The sequence below is a fragment of the Streptomyces sp. NPDC046465 genome, assembly GCF_040646035.1.
In the GTDB taxonomy this organism is placed as follows: domain Bacteria; phylum Actinomycetota; class Actinomycetes; order Streptomycetales; family Streptomycetaceae; genus Streptomyces.
The window spans coordinates 69,156-87,960 of the sequence record NZ_JBEYZK010000014.1; the positions used below are offsets into that span (position 1 = coordinate 69,156).

Here is an 18,805-nt window from a genome sequence, read left to right on the forward strand (position 1 = left end):
GCGGGCACGACCGCAAGGCCTGACGCACACGTGCTCCCCCTGGCCCAGCAGAGCTGCAACACCTCTCACAAGGAGCCGTGATGCTACGAAGATCCGCAGCGGCCGGGATAACCCTGGCCCTGGCACTCGCGGGGGTGACGGTGCCGGTCTCCCTCGCCTCGGCGGCGCAGACCGCACCCTCCGCGGGCAAGCCCGACCCCCTCGCGAAGGCCGTCGCCGCCGCCGACAAGGCCGTGCGCAGCGGCCTCGACTCGCTGGCCGCGGGGCCCGCGGAGCAGTACGACCGACACCAGGTCACCCCCTGGGCCAAGGGCCTGTACTCGGTCGCGTACGAACGCACCTACCGCGGCCTTCCGGTGGTGGGCGGTGACGCGGTGGTCCTCGCCGACGGCGAGGGGAAGGTCCGCTCCGTCCAGTCCGCGACCGACGCGAGGATCTCGGTCACCACCGAGGCGGAGGTGACGGCCGCCCAGGCGGTCAGGACGAGCCGCACGAAGCTGGCGTCGGTCAAGAAGGTCGACTCCAAGCGCCTGGTGGTCCGGGTCAAAAAGGACACGCCCACGCTCGCCTGGGAGACCCGGCTGACCGGCCGGACCAAGGCGGGCGACCCCAGCAAGCTGCACGTCTTCGTCGACGCGCGCACCGGCAAGGTCATCGACACCTACGACGACGTGCGCGCGGGAACCGGCCACAGCAAGTGGAACGGCCCCGACCCGCTGACCATCGACACCTCACGGTCCGGCAACAACTACGTGCTGCGCGACACCACCCGCCCCGGTCTGCAGTGTTCGAGCTACCAGGGCAGCGTGTTCTCCAAGGCGACCGACGACTGGGGCACCGGCAACCCCACCAGCCGGGAGACCGGCTGCGTCGACGTGATGTTCGCCGCGCAGAAGCAGTCGAACATGCTCAAGGAGTGGTTCGGCCGCAACGGACACAACGGCAACGGCGGCAGCTGGCCGGTGAGCGTGGGCCTCAACGAGCTCAACGCCTACTGGGACGGCTCGGCCGTCACCATCGGCCACAACAGCGCCAACGAGTGGATCGCCGGAGTCGACGTCGTCGCCCACGAGTTCGGCCACGGCCTGGACTCCAACACGCCCGGCGGCGCGAACCACGAGAGCGGCCTGGGCGAGGCGACCGGCGACATCATGGGCGCCCTGACCGAGGCGTACATCAACGAACCCGCCCCCTACGACACCCCCGACTACACCGTCGGGGAAATGATCAACCTCCAGGGACGCGGCCCGATCCGGAACATGTACGACCCGAGCCGGGTCAACAACGACCCCAACTGCTACTCCGCCTCGATCCCCAACACGGAGGAGCACAAGGCGGCCGGGCCCATGAACCACTGGTTCTACCTCCTCGCCGAGGGTTCAAGCCCCGGCGGCGGCAAGCCCTCCAGCCCCACCTGCAACAACCAACAGGTGACCGGCGTGGGCAACAAGAACGCCGGCAAGATCTTCTACGGTGCCATGCTGCTCAAGACCAGCGGCATGACGTACAAGCGCTACCGCAGCGCCACGCTCACCTCGGCGAAGAACCTGGACGCGAGCTGCGACCTGTTCAACGCCACCAAGGCGGCCTGGGACGCCATCAGCATCCCGGCGCAGAGCGGTGACCCGACCTGTTCCGGGCAGCAGAACGACTTCTCCCTCGGGCTCGACCCCGCCTCGGGCCAGGTCGACGCGGGCTCCTCGGCCACCGCCACGGTCAACACCACGACCGTCACCGGCAGCGCCCAGCAGATCTCGCTGACCGCCGCGGGCGCGCCGACGGGCGTGGGCGTCACGTTCGACCCGGGGACCGTCACGTCCGGCTCCAACGCCACCATGAAGATCACCACCTCGGCGTCCACCACGCCCGGCACCTATCCGATCACCGTCACGGGCACCGCGGGCACCAAGACGCACACCGCCCGGTACACGCTGACCGTGGGCGGCGGCGGCAACCCGACGCTCCCGCCGGACATCGACGTGGAGAAGGTGCGGGCGCACCTGACGCAGTTCAACACCATCGCCTCGCAGAACGGCGGCAACCGCCGGTCCACCGGCGCCGGCTACCGGGCCTCTCTCACCTACGTCAAGGGCAAGCTGGAGGCCGCCGGATACAAGGTCACCGAGCAGACCTGCGCCTCCGGCTGCTCCGCGGGCGCGGGCAACAACCTGATCGCCGAGTGGCCGCAGGGCGACGCGGACAACGTCTACATGTTCGGCGCGCACCTCGACGGCGTGGCGGCGGGGCCCGGGATCAACGACAACGGCTCCGGATCCGCCGCGATCCTGGAGGCCGCCCTGACCCTGGCGCAGAACAACCCCGCCATGAAGAACCGCGTCCGCTTCGCCTGGTGGACCGACGAGGAGCAGGGCCTGAACGGCTCGGACTACTACGCCGGATCGCTCTCGGGCACGGAACGCGCCAAGATCAAGGCGTACTACAACTTCGACATGGTGGGCTCGTCGAACGCCGGGTACTTCATCAACAACCTGAACTCCGCGGCCTCGGTCCCGTTGCGCGACTACTGGTCCTCCCTCAACCTCGCACCCCAGGAGAACGTCGAGGGCCAGGGACGCTCGGACGACGCCTCCTTCCAGCGCGTGGGCATCGCGACCTCCGGCTACGCCACCGGCGCCTCGGCGACGAAGTCCGCCTCCGAGGCCGCGAAGTGGGGCGGCACCGCGGGCCGTGCGTACGACTCGTGCTACCACTCCGCCTGTGACACCACCGCCAACGTCAGCGCCACCTCGCTGGACCGCAGCTCGGACGGCGTCGCGTACGCGCTGTGGAAGACATCCGTCGGCGACAAGCCCGCCCCGACGGACGACTTCTCCCTCTCCGCCGACCCGGCATCGGGCACGGTCCAGCCGGGTTCCTCGGCGAAGGTCACCCTCGCCACCACCACGACCAGTGGTACGGCGCAGAAGGTGGGGCTCACGGCCTCGGGCGCCCCGTCCGGAGTGAGCGTCTCCATCAGCCCGGAGTCGGTGCTCTCCGGTGAGTCCGCGACGGCCACCGTCGAGGTCGCGGCGGGCACGGCCGCAGGCACGTACACGCTGACCTTCACGGGCAACGGGCAGGTCAGCCACCGCACCACCTACACCCTCACCGTGCCGGGCGGCGGCGAGACCACCTGGCGGCTGGGCGGGACCTACGCGGCAGGGGACGTGGTGACCTACAACGGCGTCCGCTACCGCTGCATCCAGGGCCACACCGCCTATCCGGGCTGGGAGCCGCCGAACGTCCCCGCCCTGTGGCAGCCCATCTGACCGATCTCGCCGGCAGTCCCCGCCGGGGCTGCCGGTGAGGTCCAAGGGGGCGGTGGGGTGCGTGCTTGCGCCCCGCCGCCCCCGTCTCACGCGTCGTACACGTCCGCCTTCCTCGGCATCGGGTCCTGGATCGCACCGCTGAGGAAGCCGGAACGGGCGCCGAACTTCTCGGTGTTCACGCCGTTCTCGTCGAGGACCTTGATCGCGGCCGAGTGGACCACGCGCAGCACGGGCGTGGCGGCGCGCAGCGCGTCGTCCGCCATGAACCGGTGCCGCCACGGCTTGTCCGCCCAGGCGTGCCGCAGGCCGAACGGCTCGGGCAGCACCAGCTTGCCGCCGAGGTGGTCGAGGATCGGCGGATACCAGGTGAAGGGGGCACGGACCGCGAGGCGCACGACCTCGTCCGCGTCGATCAGCGGCAGGTTGCGGGTGGTGGTCTCCCAGAACCTGATCGGCTTGGCGACCGTCTTCGTCTTCGGCGAGGGTTTCGTGGTGAACAGCGGGTGCACGGGGCCCAGGGCATGGCCGGTGACCTCGATGCGCAGCGTCTCGTGCAGCACGGTCACGGTGATCAGCATCGTGATGACCAGCTGACCGTCCCAGAGCGTGAACTGCACGCCCAGGTAGTGCCGGTTGCCGCTGCCGAACTGCTGCTCGTTGCAGATGCGCTGTATCTCGTGGCCGCGGATCTGGAAGGCCTCGACGTCCGTGCCTGTGGGGCGCGCCACCGCCTTGGCGTTCTCCCCGATGGGGGAGACGATCCAGTGCTTTATGTCCGGCGTGGGGAAGCCGCCCGTGTGCAGGGGGCCGCGCTCCAGCATGCGCAGCTGGTCGTGGACCGCGCGTATGACATCCCAGCTGCGGAAGGGGTGGATCTCCTTGCCCGGGTCGGCGGGCACCAGCTCCTCGGCCAGCTGCCAGCTGCCCCAGCGGGTGCCCATGCCCAATATGCCCTTGGGCCCGGCGTAGAAGACGGAGTTGCTCTGCTGTTCCGCGGAGAGCCTGGCCAGGCCCTGCCGGAGCCGCTCGGCGGCCGTCTCGCCGGGGCTGCCGGGCACCGCCTCGGGGATCTTGGCGCCGATGCCGCCGCCCGCGAGCAGGCTCGACCAGCGCTCGCGCAGGTCCCTCGCGGTGCGCTCGGCGATCTGCTTGGCCCAGAACCAGCCCACTACGGGCAGCACGATCGCCGCCCGCAGATACCAGGCCCAGAAGCCGCCGAAGGGCAGCTTGAGGAGGGCGAGGGCGGCCAGCACGCCCACCGCGACCAGGACCGCCGTGGCGAGCGCGCCCGCGCGCTTGTCCTCGCTCTTGGCGACCTGCCGCCTGATGGTGAAGACGAGCAGCCAGACGAACAGTCCCGGCAGGAAGAGCACACCGCACAGGACCGTCACGGCGGTCAGCCAGCTGTCGCGCTCCTTGCGGATGCGGCTCGCCGCGAGGCAGTGCTCGACGACCGACTGCGGCTCGGTCCCGAAGGACTGGATGAGGGGGCTGCGGCCGCCGCCCAGCATCCGCACCTGCACGGTCCGCGCGAACGCCTCGCCCAGGTTCGGCTTGAACAGCGACCAGATCCCGGACTTCACCTCGGACTTGTGCCATTCGTTGTTGGCCGCGAGGATGCCGTCGATATCACCGTCGCGGTACGCCGCCGAGGCCAGGGCGTGCGTCGCCGCGGTCTGTCCCGCGGCACCCGAGAGCGGAACCTGGGCCCCGGGCCTGAAGTCGAATACATCGTCCGCCACTGCCGCCCCCATCGCCGCGACGCCTTCGCTGCTGCGGCTCTTCCCGACTTCCCTGTCCGGCACACCTGTTGCCGACCGGCGCGTCTGCTGATCAGGTCATCAGCGTATCCGTGCGCACCGACATCCGTCAGGGGGCACCCGAAGGCCGCCCGCCCGCAGGCGCGCGAGCGGGCGGACGGCGCGGGGGCGGCTCAACTACGCGGTGTCCTGCGCCTGTTCGCGGATCCTCTCGGAGAGCTGCGGGGGCATCGGCTCGTGGCGTGCGTACGTACGGCTGAACCGGGCGGTGCCCTGCGAGAGGGACCGCAGGTCCACCGCGTACCGGCCGATCTCGATCTCGGGGACCTCGGCCCGTACGAGGGTCCGCCCGCCGGGAGCCTGCTCGGTGCCGACGACCCGGCCGCGGCGCCCCGACAAGTCGCTCATCACCGCCCCGACGTGGTCGTCGCCGACCAGCACCTGCACCTCGGCGACCGGTTCGAGCAGATGGATCCTGGCCCCGGACGCGGCCTCGCGCAGCGCGAGCGCGCCCGCCGTCTGGAACGCGGCGTCGGAGGAGTCCACCGAGTGCGCCTTGCCGTCGAGGAGCGTGATGCGGACGTCGATCAGCGCGTACCCGGCGGCGACGCCCCTGGCCGCCTGGGCGCGCACGCCCTTCTCGACGGACGGGATGAACTGCCGCGGGACGGCGCCGCCTACGACCTTGTCGACGAACTGGATGCCGCTGCCGCCGGGCAGCGGCTCGACCTCTATCTCGCAGATCGCGTACTGGCCGTGCCCGCCGGACTGCTTCACATGGCGGCCCCGGCCCCCCGACCTGCCCGCGAACGTCTCCCGGAGGGAGACCTTGTACGCGATCACGTCGACCTGGACGCCGTACCGGCTGCGCAGCCGCTCCAGGGCGACATCGGCGTGCGCCTCGCCCAGGCACCACAGGACCACCTGGTGGGTGTCCTGGTTCTGTTCGAGCCGCATCGTCGGATCCTCGGCGACCAGCCGCGAAAGACCCTGGGACAGCTTGTCCTCGTCGGCCTTGCTGTGCGCCTGGATGGCGAGCGGCAGGAGCGGGTCGGGCATGTCCCAGGGCTCCATCAAAAGCGGGTTGTCCCTGGCGGAGAGGGTGTCGCCGGTCTCCGCGCGGTTCAGCTTGGCCACGCACGCCAAGTCGCCCGCGACGCACCGGGTGAGCGTGCGCTGCTGCTTGCCGAAGGGGGAGGAGAGCGCGCCGACGCGCTCCTCGACGTCGTGGTCCTCGTGGCCGCGGTCGGCCAGGCCGTGCCCGGAGACGTGCACGGTCTCGTCGGGCCGCAGGGTGCCGGAGAAGACGCGTACGAGCGAGATCCGGCCCACATAGGGGTCGGACGCCGTCTTCACGACCTCGGCCGCCAGGGGGCCCTGCGGGTCGCAGGCGAGGGCGGGGCGGGCCGCGCCGCCCGGCGTGGTCACGGCGGGCGCCGGGTGTTCGAGCGGGGTGGGGAAGCCGCCCGTGATCAGCTCCAGGAGCTCGACCGTCCCGATGCCCTGGCGTGAGCCCTCGGCGGCGGGCGCCGCGGCGAGCACCGGATGGAAGATGCCGCGTGCGACGGCCCGTTCCAGGTCGTCCACGAGTGTCTTGAAGTCGATGTCCTCGCCGCCGAGATAGCGGTCCATGAGGGACTCGTCCTCGCTCTCGGCGATGATCCCCTCGATCAGTTTGTTGCGTGCGCCCTCGATGAGCGGCAGCTGGTCGTCGCCCGGTTCGGACTCCTTGCGTTCGCCGGACGCGTAGTCGAAGATCCGCTGCGAGAGCAGCCCGATCAGGCCGGTCACCGGGGCGTGGCCGTCCGGTCCCTGCTCGCCGTGGAGCGGCAGGTAGAGCGGCAGCACGGCGTCGGGGTCGTCGGCGCCGAACGCCTGCGCGCAGGTGCGGGTCATCTCGGTGAAGTCGGCGCGGGCCGACTCCAGATGGGTGATCACGATGGCCCGCGGCATGCCGACCGCCGCGCACTCCTCCCACACCATGCGGGTCGAACCGTCCACGCCGTCCGCCGCCGAGACGACGAAAAGGGCCGCGTCCGCGGCGCGCAGACCGGCCCTCAGCTCCCCGACGAAGTCGGCGTACCCGGGGGTGTCCAGTAGGTTGATCTTGAAGCCGCCCCATTCGACGGGGACCAGGGACAGCTGCACCGAGCGCTGTTGCCGGTGCTCTATCTCGTCGTAGTCGGAGACGGCGGTGCCGTCCTCCACCCGGCCGGCCCGGTTCACCGCCCCCGCGGTCAGCGCGAGGGCCTCCACCAGAGTCGTCTTGCCCGATCCGCTGTGGCCGACCAGCACCACATTCCGTACGGACGCGGGGTGGTCGGCCGCTGTAGCCCTGCCGGCGGCTCCGGGGTGTGCATTCGCCTTGTCGCCCATGCCTTGGCCTCCCGGTCACGAACACGGTGAGGAGGCACAGCCCCCTCGGGGATGCTGGCTGCTCGCGGACACGCGGGGCCGCGTGCGGGTCGGCTCGTGCGACGCCCGCGGTGCTTTCGAGCTTTCCACTCGGGTCACTGTGCGTCCATACGTCGTACGCGATCGTGAGGGGGCGAGCCGGTCGGTCAACCGCGTGACTACGATGGGCCAGCCGGTGGCCAACGGGGCCACGCGGCGCACCGAACCCTCGGGAAGGCCATGCTGAACAAGTACGCGCGTGCATTCTTCACGCGTGTCCTCACGCCGTTCGCCGCGTTTCTCATCCGCCGGGGGGTGAGCCCCGACGCCGTCACCTTCATCGGCACGGCCGGTGTGATGGCGGGAGCGCTGGTCTTCTTCCCCAGGGGAGAGTTCTTCTGGGGCACGATCGTCATCACGCTGTTCGTGTTCTCGGACCTCGTCGACGGCAACATGGCACGCCAGCTCGGCCGCTCCAGCCGCTGGGGCGCCTTCCTGGACTCCACGCTCGACCGGGTGGCCGACGGCGCGATCTTCGGAGGCCTCGCCCTCTGGTACGCCGGGTCCGGCGACGACAACATCCTGTGCGCCGTCTCCATCTTCTGTCTGGCGAGCGGTCAGGTGGTCTCGTACACCAAGGCCCGCGGTGAGGCCATCGGCCTGCCCGTCGCCGTCAACGGCCTGGTGGAGCGCGCCGAGCGCCTGGTGATCTCGCTGGTCGCCGCGGGCCTCGCGGGCCTGCACAAGTTCGGTGTCCCCGGCATCCAGGTCCTGCTGCCCATCGCCCTGTGGATCGTCGCCGCAGGCAGCATGGTGACCCTCGTCCAGCGCGTCGTGACCGTGCGCCGGGAGTCCGCGGAGGCGGACGCCGCCGCGGACTCCGGGGCGCAGGAGAGTGAGGCCGCGCAGTGAAGGACCGATTCACCGACGCGCTGTACGGACTCGGCTGGAGCACCGTCAAGAAGCTCCCCGAACCGGTCGCCGCACGGCTCGGCCGCACCATCGCCGACACGGTCTGGAAGCGCCGCGGCAAGGGCGTCCTTCGCCTGGAGGCCAACCTCGCGCGCGTGGTGCCCGACGCGAGCCCGCAGCGGCTCGCCGAGCTCTCCAAGGCGGGCATGCGCTCCTACCTGCGGTACTGGATGGAGTCCTTCCGGCTCCCGTCCTGGAGCAGGGAGCGCATCAAGGGCGGCTTCGACGTCCAGGACGTCCACCACCTCACCGGCGGGCTCGCCGCGGGCAAGGGCGTGATCATCGCGCTGCCGCACCTGGGCAACTGGGACCTCGCGGGCGCCTGGGTCACCACCAAGCTGGAGACCCCCTTCACGACGGTCGCCGAGCGCCTCAAGCCCGAGACGCTGTACGACCGCTTCGTCGCCTACCGCGAGAGCCTCGGCATGGAGGTCCTGCCGCACACGGGGGGCTCCGCCTTCGGCACGCTGGCCCGGCGGCTGCGCGCGGGCGGGCTCATCTGCCTCGTCGCGGACCGCGATCTGTCGGCCTCCGGCGTCGAGGTGAAGTTCTTCGGAGACACCGCCCGTATGCCCGCGGGCCCGGCGATGCTGGCCCAGCAGACCGGCGCGCTCCTGCTGCCCGTCACGCTCTGGTATGACGGTACGTCCGTCATGAAGGGCCGGATCCACCCACCCGTCGACGTCCCCGAGACAGGTACCCGGACCGAGAAGACGTCTGTCATGACGCAGGCGCTGGCCGACGCCTTCGCCACCGGTATCGCCGACCACCCGGAGGACTGGCACATGCTGCAGCGTCTGTGGCTCGACGACCTGGAACCCCGCCCCGACACGGCCCGTCCCGACACGGCCCGTCCCGACACGGACCGTCCCGACACGGCAGGACCGGGGGAGCCCTCGTGAAGGTCGGCATCGTCTGCCCGTACTCGTGGGACGTGCCGGGCGGCGTCCAGTTCCACATCCGCGATCTGGCGGAGCACCTCATCCGCCTCGGGCACGAGGTCTCCGTCCTCGCCCCGGCCGACGACGAGACACCCCTTCCGCCGTACGTCGTGTCGGCGGGACGAGCCGTCCCCGTCCCGTACAACGGCTCCGTGGCCCGGCTCAACTTCGGCTTCCTGTCGGCCGCGCGGGTGCGCCGTTGGCTGAGCGAGGGCAGCTTCGACGTCATCCACATCCACGAGCCCACGTCGCCCTCGCTGGGGCTGCTCACCTGCTGGGCGGCACAAGGGCCGATCGTCGCGACGTTCCACACGTCGAACCCGCGCTCCCGGGCGATGATCGCCGCGTACCCGATCCTGCAGCCCGCCCTGGAGAAGATCAGCGCGCGCATCGCGGTGAGCGAGTACGCCCGGCGCACGCTCGTCGAGCACCTCGGCGGCGACGCGGTCGTCATCCCGAACGGCGTCGACGTCGACTTCTTCGCCGAGGCCGAGCCCAGGCCCGAGTGGCAGGGCGAGACCATCGGCTTCATCGGACGCATCGACGAGCCCCGCAAGGGCCTGCCCGTCCTGATGAAGGCGCTCCCGCAGATCTTCGCCGAGCGCCCGGACGCCCGCCTTCTTGTCGCGGGCCGCGGCGACGAGGAGGAGGCGGTCGCCTCGCTCCCCGCCGAACTCCGCTCCCGCGTGGAGTTCCTCGGCATGATCAGCGACGAGGACAAGGCGCGGCTGCTGCGCAGCGTCGACCTGTACGTGGCGCCGAACACCGGCGGCGAGAGCTTCGGAATCATCCTGGTCGAGGCGATGTCCGCGGGCGCGCCCGTCCTCGCCAGCGACCTGGACGCCTTCGCCCAGGTCCTCGACCAGGGCGCGGCGGGCGACCTCTTCACCAACGAGGACGCGGACTCCCTGGCGAAGTCGGCAGTACGCCTCCTCGCCGACCCGGCCCGCCGCAAGGGCCTGCACGACCGCGGCAGCGCGCACGTACGACGCTTCGACTGGTCGACGGTGGGAGCGGACATCCTCGCGGTCTACGAAACGGTGACGGACGGCGCGGCATCGGTGGCGGAGGACGAGAGGGTGGGCTTGCGGGCGAGACTGGGGTTGGCGCAGAAGGGCTGAGCATTCCAGCCCGTCCGGCGTTTGAGGACCGGGGGCGCGAGGCCAGCATTTCAGCCCGTCCGGCGTTTGAGGACCGGGGGCGCGAGGCCAGCATTTCAGCCCGTCCGGCGTTTGAGGACCGGGGGTACGGGGGCAGCGCCCCCGAATCACCTCGGCAAGGCGCCACAACCCACAGGAACCCGGCCCAAGGCGCCCCCGCCCGAAGGTAGCCTTGCGGCCCGTGACCTCCACTTTGATCTGGATCGCGGTAGCCCTCTTCGCGATCGGCCTCTACCTGAGCTGGACCGCGGGACGACTCGACAGGCTGCACGCACGTATCGACGCGGCCCGCGCCGCCCTCGACGCGCAACTGCTGCGCCGCGCCTCCGTGGCCCAGGAGCTGGCCACCTCCGGAGTCCTTGACCCCGCCGCCTCGATCGTGCTCTACGAGGCGGCCCACGCGGCACGCCAGGCGGAGGAGGAACAGCGCGAGGTCGCCGAGAGCGAGCTCAGCCAGGCGCTGCGGGCGATCTTCGGCGAGGTCCAGCAGGTCGAGGCGGTACGCGAGGCCCCGGGCGGCGACGAGGCGGCCACGGAGCTGGCCGCGGCCGTACGCAGGGTGCCGATGGCCCGGCGCTTCCACAACGACGCGGTGCGCGCCGCCCGCGCGCTGCGCCGCCACCGCACGGTCCGCTGGTTCCGGCTGGCCGGTCACGCACCCTTCCCGTTGGCTTTCGAGATGGACGACGAGCCGCCGGTCGCCCTGGCCGACCGGGCAACCGCGTAGCGCCGTGCCCCGGGTCAGCCGGGTCAGTACACCCGTACGCTCCTGACCTGCCACATCACGAAAAAATGAGCCACCGGTAACCCATTGGCCCTTGCTGTGGCCTGGTGGCCGGGAGTTTCCTCGTAGACGCAGCAGCCGTCTCCCTCGAGTGAGGTCAACTCCGTGTCCAGCACCCCCTCCAGCAGCAACCAGACGCCCGAGACCGGCACCGCGCGCGTGAAGCGCGGCATGGCCGAGCAGCTCAAGGGCGGCGTGATCATGGACGTCGTCAACGCCGAGCAGGCGAAGATAGCCGAGGACGCCGGCGCCGTCGCCGTCATGGCGCTGGAGCGCGTGCCCGCCGACATCCGCAAGGACGGCGGCGTGGCCCGGATGTCCGACCCGAACATGATCGAAGAGATCATCGAGGCCGTCTCGATCCCGGTCATGGCCAAGTCCCGCATCGGCCACTTCGTCGAGGCCCAGGTCCTGCAGTCCCTCGGCGTCGACTACATCGACGAGTCCGAGGTCCTGACCCCGGCGGACGAGGTCAACCACAGCGACAAGTTCGCGTTCACGACCCCGTTCGTGTGCGGCGCCACCAACCTGGGCGAGGCCCTGCGCCGTATCGCCGAGGGCGCGGCCATGATCCGCTCCAAGGGCGAGGCCGGCACCGGCAACGTCGTCGAGGCCGTCCGTCACCTGCGCCAGATCAAGAACGAGATCGCCAGGCTGCGCGGCTTCGACAACAACGAGCTGTACGCCGCCGCCAAGGATCTGCGCGCCCCGTACGAGCTGGTCAAGGAGACCGCCGAGCTCGGCAAGCTGCCGGTCGTCCTCTTCTCCGCCGGTGGCGTCGCCACCCCCGCCGACGCCGCCCTGATGCGCCAGCTCGGCGCCGAGGGCGTCTTCGTCGGCTCCGGCATCTTCAAGTCGGGCGACCCGGCCGCGCGCGCCGCCGCCATCGTGAAGGCCACCACCTTCTACGACGACCCGAAGGTCATCGCCGACGCCTCCCGCAACCTCGGTGAGGCCATGGTCGGCATCAACTGCGACACCCTGCCGGAGACCGAGCGCTACGCGAACCGAGGCTGGTGATGACCACTCCCGTAGTAGGCGTCCTCGCCCTTCAGGGGGACGTACGGGAGCACTTGATCGCCCTGGCCTCGGCGGACGCCGTGGCCAGGCCGGTCCGGCGCCCCGAAGAGCTCGCCGAGGTCGACGGTCTGGTCATCCCCGGGGGTGAGTCCACCACCATCTCCAAACTGGCCACCCTCTTCGGCCTGATGGAGCCCCTTCGCGCGCGCGTGCGTGCGGGGCTGCCGGTCTACGGCAGCTGCGCGGGCATGATCATGCTCGCCGACAAGATCCTCGACCCGCGCTCGGGCCAGGAGACGGTGGGCGGCATCGACATGATTGTGCGCCGCAACGCCTTCGGCCGGCAGAACGAGTCCTTCGAGGCGGCCGTCGACGTCAAGGGCGTCGAGGGCACCCCCGTGGAGGGCGTCTTCATCCGGGCGCCCTGGGTCGAGTCGGTCGGCGCCCAGGTCGAGGTGCTCGCCGAACACGGGGGACACATCGTCGCCGTGCGCCAGGGCAACGCGCTCGCCACGTCGTTCCACCCCGAACTGACGGGGGACCATCGCGTCCACGCGCTGTTCGTGGAGATGGCGAGGGCGGCGACGGCGAGGGGCAACCCGCGAGCGGGATCCTAGTAGGATCTCCGGGGACCGCCCCGGGGCCCAAGAGCCACACGCTCCAGGGTCTGGGAGAGTTCTTACTGGTTGTTGGGTAACGCGAAGGAGACAGGCAGATGTCCGGCCACTCTAAATGGGCTACGACGAAGCACAAGAAGGCCGTGATCGACGCCAAGCGCGGCAAGCTCTTCGCGAAGATGATCAAGAATATCGAGGTCGCGGCCCGCACGGGCGGCGCCGATATCTCGGGTAACCCGACCCTCTTCGACGCCATTCAGAAGGCCAAGAAGAGCTCGGTCCCGAACAAGAACATCGACTCCGCGGTCAAGCGCGGCGCCGGTCTCGAAGCCGGTGGCGCCGACTACGAGACGATCATGTACGAGGGTTACGGCCCCAACGGCGTCGCGGTGCTCATCGAGTGCCTCACCGACAACCGCAACCGCGCCGCCTCCGACGTGCGCGTCGCCATGACCCGCAACGGCGGCTCGATGGCCGACCCGGGCTCCGTCTCGTACCTCTTCAACCGCAAGGGCGTCGTGATCGTCCCCAAGGGCGAGCTGGGCGAGGACGACGTCCTCACCGCCGTCCTCGACGCGGGCGCCGAGGAGGTCAACGACCTCGGTGAGTCCTTCGAGGTGCTCAGCGAGGCCACCGACATGGTCGCGGTCCGCACCGCGCTCCAGGAAGCCGGCATCGAGTACGACTCGGCCGACGCCAACTTCGTCCCGACCATGCAGGTCGAGCTCGACGAGGACGGCGCCCGGAAGATCTTCAAGCTGATCGACGCCCTCGAGGACAGCGACGACGTGCAGAACGTCTTCGCCAACTTCGACGTCTCCGACGAGGTCATGGCGCAGGTCGACGCGTAGGCGCCCCGCTGTGTGAACGGGCCGACGGGACACACCCCCGTCGGCCCGTCGCGCTGTCAGAGGGACCCGATAGCCTGCACAGACAGGCGATGGGAGGGGCTACGTGCGCGTGCTGGGAGTTGACCCGGGATTGACCCGGTGCGGTGTCGGCGTCGTCGAAGGTGTGGCCGGACGGCCGCTGGCCATGCGGGGCGTCGGGGTCGTCCGCACCCCGGCCGACGCGGAGTTGGGCCACCGCCTCGTCGCCATCGAGCAGGGCATCGAGCAGTGGCTCGACGAGTACGGCCCCGAAGTCGTCGCCGTGGAACGGGTGTTCAGCCAGCACAACGTACGCACGGTCATGGGCACCGCCCAGGCCAGCGCCGTCGCCATGCTCTGCGCGTCGCGTCGCGGCATCCCCGTCGCCCTGCACACCCCCAGCGAGGTCAAGGCCGCCGTCACCGGCAGCGGACGCGCCGACAAGGCGCAGGTCGGTGCCATGGTCACCCGGCTCCTGCGGCTCGACGCACCGCCCAGGCCCGCCGACGCGGCGGATGCCCTGGCCCTCGCCATCTGCCACATCTGGCGCGCTCCCGCGCAGAACCGCCTGCAGCAGGCCGTCGCACAGAACCGTCTCCAGCAGGCCGTGGCCCAGCACGCCACGCGAACCCCCGCAGCACAGAAAGGCCGTACCGCATGATCGCCTTCGTCAGCGGCCCCGTCGCCGCCCTCGCCCCCGATGCGGCGGTGCTCGAAGTGGGCGGCATCGGCATGGCCGTCCAGTGCACGCCGAACACGCTCTCCACGCTCCGCATCGGCCAGCAGGCCAAGCTCGCCACGTCCCTGGTCGTACGGGAGGACTCCCTCACCCTGTACGGCTTCGCGGACGACGACGAGCGCCAGACCTTCGAGCTCCTGCAGACCGCGAGCGGCGTGGGCCCGCGCCTCGCCCAGGCCATGCTTGCCGTGCACAGCCCGGACGCCCTGCGCCGCGCGGTCTCCACCAGCGACGAGAAGGCCCTCACCGCCGTCCCCGGCATCGGCAAGAAGGGCGCCCAGAAGCTCCTCCTCGAGTACAAGGACCGCCTCGGCGAGCCTCTCGGCACCGGCGGCCCCGCGATCGGCACCGCCGTCACCTCCGGCTGGCGCGAGCAGCTGCACGCCGCGCTGATCGGCCTCGGGTACGCCACCCGTGAGGCCGACGAGGCCGTCACCGCCGTCGCCCCGCAGGCCGAGGCCACCAAGGGCACCCCGCAGGTCGGCCAACTCCTCAAGGCCGCACTCCAGACCCTGAACCGCACCCGCTAGCCACTTCCGTACGCACCCGCCGGCCACCCCCCCCTTGAACCGCATCGCGAGGCACACCGCATGAACTGGGACGACACGACCGACGAAGCGGCCGCCGCGGCCGAGCGGCTCGTGGGGCCCGCCGCGGAGCGGCTGGTGGACTCGGTCGCCGACGGCGAGGACCAGGCGGTCGAGGCCGCCCTGCGCCCCAAGGACCTGGACGAGTTCATCGGTCAGGAGAAGGTCCGCGAGCAGCTCGACCTCGTCCTGCGGGCGGCACGCGCGCGTGGCGCCACCGCCGACCACGTGCTGCTCTCCGGCGCCCCCGGCCTCGGCAAGACCACCCTCTCGATGATCATCGCTGCCGAGATGGGCGCCCCGATCCGCATCACCAGCGGCCCCGCCATCCAGCACGCGGGCGACCTCGCCGCGATCCTGTCCTCCCTCCAGGAGGGCGAGGTCCTCTTCCTCGACGAGATCCACCGGATGTCGCGGCCCGCCGAGGAGATGCTCTACATGGCGATGGAGGACTTCCGCGTCGACGTCATCGTCGGCAAGGGCCCCGGCGCCACCGCCATCCCCCTCGAACTGCCGCCCTTCACCCTCGTCGGCGCCACCACGCGCGCGGGCCTGCTGCCCCCGCCGCTGCGCGACCGCTTCGGCTTCACCGCCCACATGGAGTTCTACGAACCCCACGAACTGGAGCGGGTGGTCCACCGCTCAGCGCAGCTGCTCGACGTGGAGATCGACTCCGACGGCGCCGCCGAGATCGCGGGCCGCTCCCGCGGCACGCCCCGTATCGCCAACCGCCTGCTGCGCCGCGTCCGGGACTATGCCCAGGTCAAGGCCGACGGCTCGATCACCAAGGACATCGCGGGCGTGGCCCTCGCGGTCTATGAAGTGGACGAGCGCGGCCTGGACCGCCTCGACCGTGCCGTCCTGGAAGCCCTGCTCAAGCTGTTCGGCGGCGGGCCCGTCGGCCTGTCGACGCTCGCGGTCGCCGTGGGGGAGGAGCGCGAGACCGTCGAAGAGGTGGCGGAGCCCTTCCTCGTACGGGAGGGACTGCTGGCCCGCACCCCGCGCGGCCGCGTCGCGACGCCCGCGGCCTGGGCGCACCTCGGCCTCGTACCCCCGCGCCAGGCGGGCGGAAAGGGACAACAGGACCTGTTCGGGGCGTGAGGTCCGTGAGACGGCGCCGTGCCCGAAGGGGAACGGCGCGGAGAGTCGACCGCTCAGGAACTGCGGTGCCATGCTGAGCGTTGTTCCTTAGGTGCGGACTCGCTTAGACTCCGCCGATGCCGCCCTTGCGGGTGGCGTACCCACCCCCATCCCAATGGCCGCTTACCTGCGCGGTCGTGCGAAGGAAACTCCGTCCCGTGAATATCGTGACCCTCCTCCCCTTCATCGTGCTCATCGGGGCCATGTTCCTGATGACCCGGTCTGCCAAGAAGAAGCAGCAGGCCGCCGCGACGATGCGTAACGAGATGCATCCCGGCACCGGCATCCGCACGATCGGGGGCATGTACGCCACCGTCAAGGAGGTCCACGACGAAGCCGTCCTCCTTGAGGTGGCCCCCGGTGTCCACGCGGTTTACGCGAAGAACTCGATCGGCGCCGTCCTCGACGACGACGAGTACAACCGCATCGTGCACGGCACCGAGGACGACCTGAAAGAGGACACCCCCGTCGTTCCGGACGACGCCTCTTCCCTGACCGAGACCGACGAGCCCGCCGACGCTTCCGACGACTCGCGCATCGACCTCGGCAAGAAGGACGAGCCCGCCGGGGCCGACGACGCGGAGCCGAAGAAGACCGACGGCGAGTCCGACGCGAAGTAGTCACGACCGGGGTCGGTGGGGGCGCGCCGCTCGCGCGCCACGGGCCCCGGATCACGTGCATTTCGCGCCGAATCTCGACACCACTTCATGGCCGCCCGCCCGGGCCTCCCCGCACGGTACGGGGGCAGACCGGCTGCCGGGCGGTTGGACAGGGAGAACGAGAAGGTGGCAGCACCGAAGAAGGGCCGAAGGCAGAGTGCCCCGGGCAAGCCGGGACGCTCTCTGGTCTTCATCCTGATCGCCCTCGTGGCGCTCACGGGGGGAATGTTCCTTTCCGGGCACACCACGCCGCGTCTGGGCATCGACCTCGCAGGCGGCACGAGCATCACGCTCGAGGCCAAGAACGAGCCGGGCCAGAAGAACGCGATCAACCAGACCAACATGAACACCGCGGTTGACATCATCAACAACCGCGTCAACGGCCTGGGTGTCTCCGAGGCCGAGGTTCAGACCCAGGGCGACAAGAACATCATTGTCAACATTCCCAAGGGGTCGAACGAGAAGCAGGCGCGCGAGCAGGTCGGCACGACCGCTCAGCTCTTCTTCCGCCCGGTGCTCACGCAGGCCGCAGGACAGCCCATGCCCGACCCGTCCGCCAGCCCCTCGTCCGGTACGGACAAGGAGAAGGGCAAGGACAAGGGCAAGGACAAGGCGACGGACAACGCCACCGACAAGGCGAAGTCCCCGACCGGCACGGCATCGCCCCAGGGCCGCGCCGTCAGCGAGGCGCTGAAGGACGACCCGACGCCGTCGGACAAGGCCAAGGACCCGAAGGACGGCAAGCAGGAGAAGGCGCCGACCCCGGACCCGGCCACCGCCAAGCTGCAGGAGCAGTTCACCAAGCTCGACTGCACCGACAAGAAGGCCCGCGCGGGGGCCGGCCGGGGTATCAAGCCCTCCGATCCCACTATTGCCTGCGGCAAGAGCCCTGATGGCAAGACGTGGGACAAATTCATCCTTGCCCCGGCCGAGCTGAACGGTAAGGACGTCGACGACGCCAAGGCGACCATCAGGCAGGAAACGGGCGCCTGGGTCGTCAACATGGAGTTCACCAAGGGGGGCGCGAAGAAGTTCTCGAAGATCACGAGCAAGCTCTCGCAGCAGCAGTCTCCGCAGAACCAGTTCGCGATCGTCCTCGACGGTGAAGTGGCCTCGGCCCCTAGCGTCGGTACGACCCTGAGCACCAACGCCGAGATCTCCGGCAGCTTCAACCAGGAGTCCGCCAAGGACCTGGCGAACATTCTTTCGTACGGTGCCCTGCCGCTCACCTTCCACGAGCAGAGCGTCACCACGGTCAGCCCGGCCCTCGGTGGTGAGCAGCTCAAGGCGGGTCTGATCGCCGGTGCCATCGGCCTCGCGCTCGTCATCGTCTACCTCGTGGCCTACTACCGCGGCCTCTCGCTCATCGCCATCGCGAGCCTCCTGGTCTCCGCCGCGCTGACGTACACGATCATGACGCTGCTCGGCCCGACCATTAAGTTCGCGCTCAACCTGCCCGCGGTGTGTGGTGCGATCGTTGCGATCGGCATCACCGCGGACTCGTTCATCGTGTTCTTCGAACGCGTACGGGACGAGATCCGCGAGGGCCGCACGCTGCGTCCCGCCGTCGAGCGTGGCTGGCCGCGCGCCCGGCGCACCATCCTGGTCTCCGACTTCGTGTCGTTCCTCGCCGCGGCCGTGCTCTTCATCGTCACGGTCGGCAAGGTGCAGGGCTTCGCGTTCACGCTCGGCCTGACCACGCTGCTCGACGTCGTCGTCGTGTTCTTCTTCACCAAGCCGCTGATGACGCTCATGGCGCGCAAGAAGTTCTTCGCGAACGGCCACAAGTGGTCCGGCCTCGACCCGCAGCGGCTCGGCGCCAAGCCCCCGCTGCGCCGGTCCCGCCGCGCCCCCGCTCCCCCCGCCGGCCCTGTCGACCCGAAGGAGGCGTGAG

The 18,805-nt window shown here is 70.4% G+C and carries 15 protein-coding genes; 13 read left to right on the forward strand and 2 right to left on the reverse strand.

All coding sequences use genetic code 11. From position 1 onward, the window contains the following. The first annotated feature begins 80 nt into the window (after nucleotides 1-80). Nucleotides 81-3,269: a M20/M25/M40 family metallo-hydrolase gene (locus tag ABZ953_RS22500; RefSeq protein ID WP_361726627.1), complete on the forward strand. Its 3,189-nt coding sequence runs from the start codon at nucleotides 81-83 to the stop codon at nucleotides 3,267-3,269. An 86-nt stretch (nucleotides 3,270-3,355) separates the two neighbouring features. On the opposite strand, the gene ABZ953_RS22505 is transcribed toward ABZ953_RS22500, so the two are convergent. Both ABZ953_RS22505 and ABZ953_RS22510 read right to left on the reverse strand, forming a co-directional pair. Further along, nucleotides 3,356-5,023: a hypothetical protein gene (locus ABZ953_RS22505; RefSeq protein WP_361726629.1), complete on the reverse strand. Its 1,668-nt coding sequence runs from the start codon at nucleotides 5,021-5,023 to the stop codon at nucleotides 3,356-3,358. A 183-nt stretch (nucleotides 5,024-5,206) separates the two neighbouring features. Further along, nucleotides 5,207-7,405 carry an elongation factor G-like protein EF-G2 gene (locus tag ABZ953_RS22510; RefSeq protein WP_361726631.1) on the reverse strand — a complete coding sequence of 733 codons (2,199 nt, stop codon included), beginning with the start codon at nucleotides 7,403-7,405 and terminating at the stop codon, nucleotides 5,207-5,209. Nucleotides 7,406-7,663: 258 nt separating this feature from the next. On the opposite strand from ABZ953_RS22510, the gene pgsA reads away from it, so the two are divergent. The 12 genes from pgsA (at nucleotide 7,664) to secD (ending at nucleotide 18,804) form a co-directional block, all read left to right on the forward strand. Further along, nucleotides 7,664-8,335, forward strand: a complete 672-nt coding sequence (gene pgsA / locus ABZ953_RS22515; RefSeq protein WP_361726633.1) for a phosphatidylinositol phosphate synthase — start codon at nucleotides 7,664-7,666, stop codon at nucleotides 8,333-8,335. After that, nucleotides 8,332-9,297, forward strand: coding sequence for a phosphatidylinositol mannoside acyltransferase (locus ABZ953_RS22520; RefSeq protein WP_361726635.1), 966 nt, complete (start codon nucleotides 8,332-8,334; stop codon nucleotides 9,295-9,297). The genes pgsA and ABZ953_RS22520 overlap by 4 nt, the downstream gene beginning before the upstream one ends. Then, the gene (locus ABZ953_RS22525) at nucleotides 9,294-10,457 is read left to right on the forward strand and encodes a glycosyltransferase family 4 protein (protein ID WP_361726637.1); all 1,164 of its coding nucleotides are present in this window, start codon (nucleotides 9,294-9,296) and stop codon (nucleotides 10,455-10,457) included. The genes ABZ953_RS22520 and ABZ953_RS22525 overlap by 4 nt, the downstream gene beginning before the upstream one ends. A 220-nt stretch (nucleotides 10,458-10,677) precedes the next feature. After that, entirely contained in the window at nucleotides 10,678-11,223 is a 546-nt protein-coding gene (locus ABZ953_RS22530) for a hypothetical protein (protein ID WP_361726639.1), read from the forward strand. Between the two features lie 162 nt (nucleotides 11,224-11,385). Beyond that, entirely contained in the window at nucleotides 11,386-12,300 is a 915-nt protein-coding gene (gene pdxS / locus ABZ953_RS22535; protein WP_361726640.1) for a pyridoxal 5'-phosphate synthase lyase subunit PdxS, read from the forward strand. Further along, entirely contained in the window at nucleotides 12,300-12,917 is a 618-nt protein-coding gene (gene pdxT, locus ABZ953_RS22540) for a pyridoxal 5'-phosphate synthase glutaminase subunit PdxT (RefSeq protein WP_361726642.1), read from the forward strand. The genes pdxS and pdxT overlap by 1 nt, the downstream gene beginning before the upstream one ends. 98 nt (nucleotides 12,918-13,015) lie before the next feature. Next, the gene (locus ABZ953_RS22545) at nucleotides 13,016-13,768 is read left to right on the forward strand and encodes a YebC/PmpR family DNA-binding transcriptional regulator (RefSeq protein ID WP_361726644.1); all 753 of its coding nucleotides are present in this window, start codon (nucleotides 13,016-13,018) and stop codon (nucleotides 13,766-13,768) included. Nucleotides 13,769-13,871: 103 nt separating this feature from the next. Further along, a complete protein-coding gene (ruvC, locus tag ABZ953_RS22550) occupies nucleotides 13,872-14,447 on the forward strand; it encodes a crossover junction endodeoxyribonuclease RuvC (protein WP_361726646.1) in 576 nt (191 codons plus the stop codon). Continuing rightward, nucleotides 14,444-15,055, forward strand: a complete 612-nt coding sequence (ruvA, locus tag ABZ953_RS22555) for a Holliday junction branch migration protein RuvA (protein ID WP_361726648.1) — start codon at nucleotides 14,444-14,446, stop codon at nucleotides 15,053-15,055. The genes ruvC and ruvA overlap by 4 nt, the downstream gene beginning before the upstream one ends. A 60-nt stretch (nucleotides 15,056-15,115) precedes the next feature. Then, a complete protein-coding gene (gene ruvB, locus ABZ953_RS22560; protein ID WP_361726650.1) occupies nucleotides 15,116-16,213 on the forward strand; it encodes a Holliday junction branch migration DNA helicase RuvB in 1,098 nt (365 codons plus the stop codon). A 197-nt stretch (nucleotides 16,214-16,410) separates the two neighbouring features. Further along, the gene (gene yajC, locus ABZ953_RS22565; protein ID WP_361726652.1) at nucleotides 16,411-16,872 is read left to right on the forward strand and encodes a preprotein translocase subunit YajC; all 462 of its coding nucleotides are present in this window, start codon (nucleotides 16,411-16,413) and stop codon (nucleotides 16,870-16,872) included. Between the two features lie 165 nt (nucleotides 16,873-17,037). After that, nucleotides 17,038-18,804, forward strand: a complete 1,767-nt coding sequence (secD, locus tag ABZ953_RS22570) for a protein translocase subunit SecD (RefSeq protein WP_361726654.1) — start codon at nucleotides 17,038-17,040, stop codon at nucleotides 18,802-18,804. The last annotated feature ends 1 nt before the right edge of the window (nucleotide 18,805 follow it).

Excerpts from the sequence above, each read along its gene's own strand:
- ABZ953_RS22500 (WP_361726627.1), top strand. The coding sequence starts at position 81 with ATGCTACGAAGATCCGCAGCGGCCGGGATAACCCTGGCCCTGGCACTC.
- ABZ953_RS22505 (WP_361726629.1), bottom strand. The coding sequence starts at position 5,023 with ATGGGGGCGGCAGTGGCGGACGATGTATTCGACTTCAGGCCCGGGGCC.
- ABZ953_RS22510 (WP_361726631.1), bottom strand. The coding sequence starts at position 7,405 with ATGGGCGACAAGGCGAATGCACACCCCGGAGCCGCCGGCAGGGCTACA.
- pgsA (WP_361726633.1), top strand. The coding sequence starts at position 7,664 with ATGCTGAACAAGTACGCGCGTGCATTCTTCACGCGTGTCCTCACGCCG.
- pdxT (WP_361726642.1), top strand. The coding sequence starts at position 12,300 with ATGACCACTCCCGTAGTAGGCGTCCTCGCCCTTCAGGGGGACGTACGG.
- ABZ953_RS22545 (WP_361726644.1), top strand. The coding sequence starts at position 13,016 with ATGTCCGGCCACTCTAAATGGGCTACGACGAAGCACAAGAAGGCCGTG.
- ruvA (WP_361726648.1), top strand. The coding sequence starts at position 14,444 with ATGATCGCCTTCGTCAGCGGCCCCGTCGCCGCCCTCGCCCCCGATGCG.
- ruvB (WP_361726650.1), top strand. The coding sequence starts at position 15,116 with ATGAACTGGGACGACACGACCGACGAAGCGGCCGCCGCGGCCGAGCGG.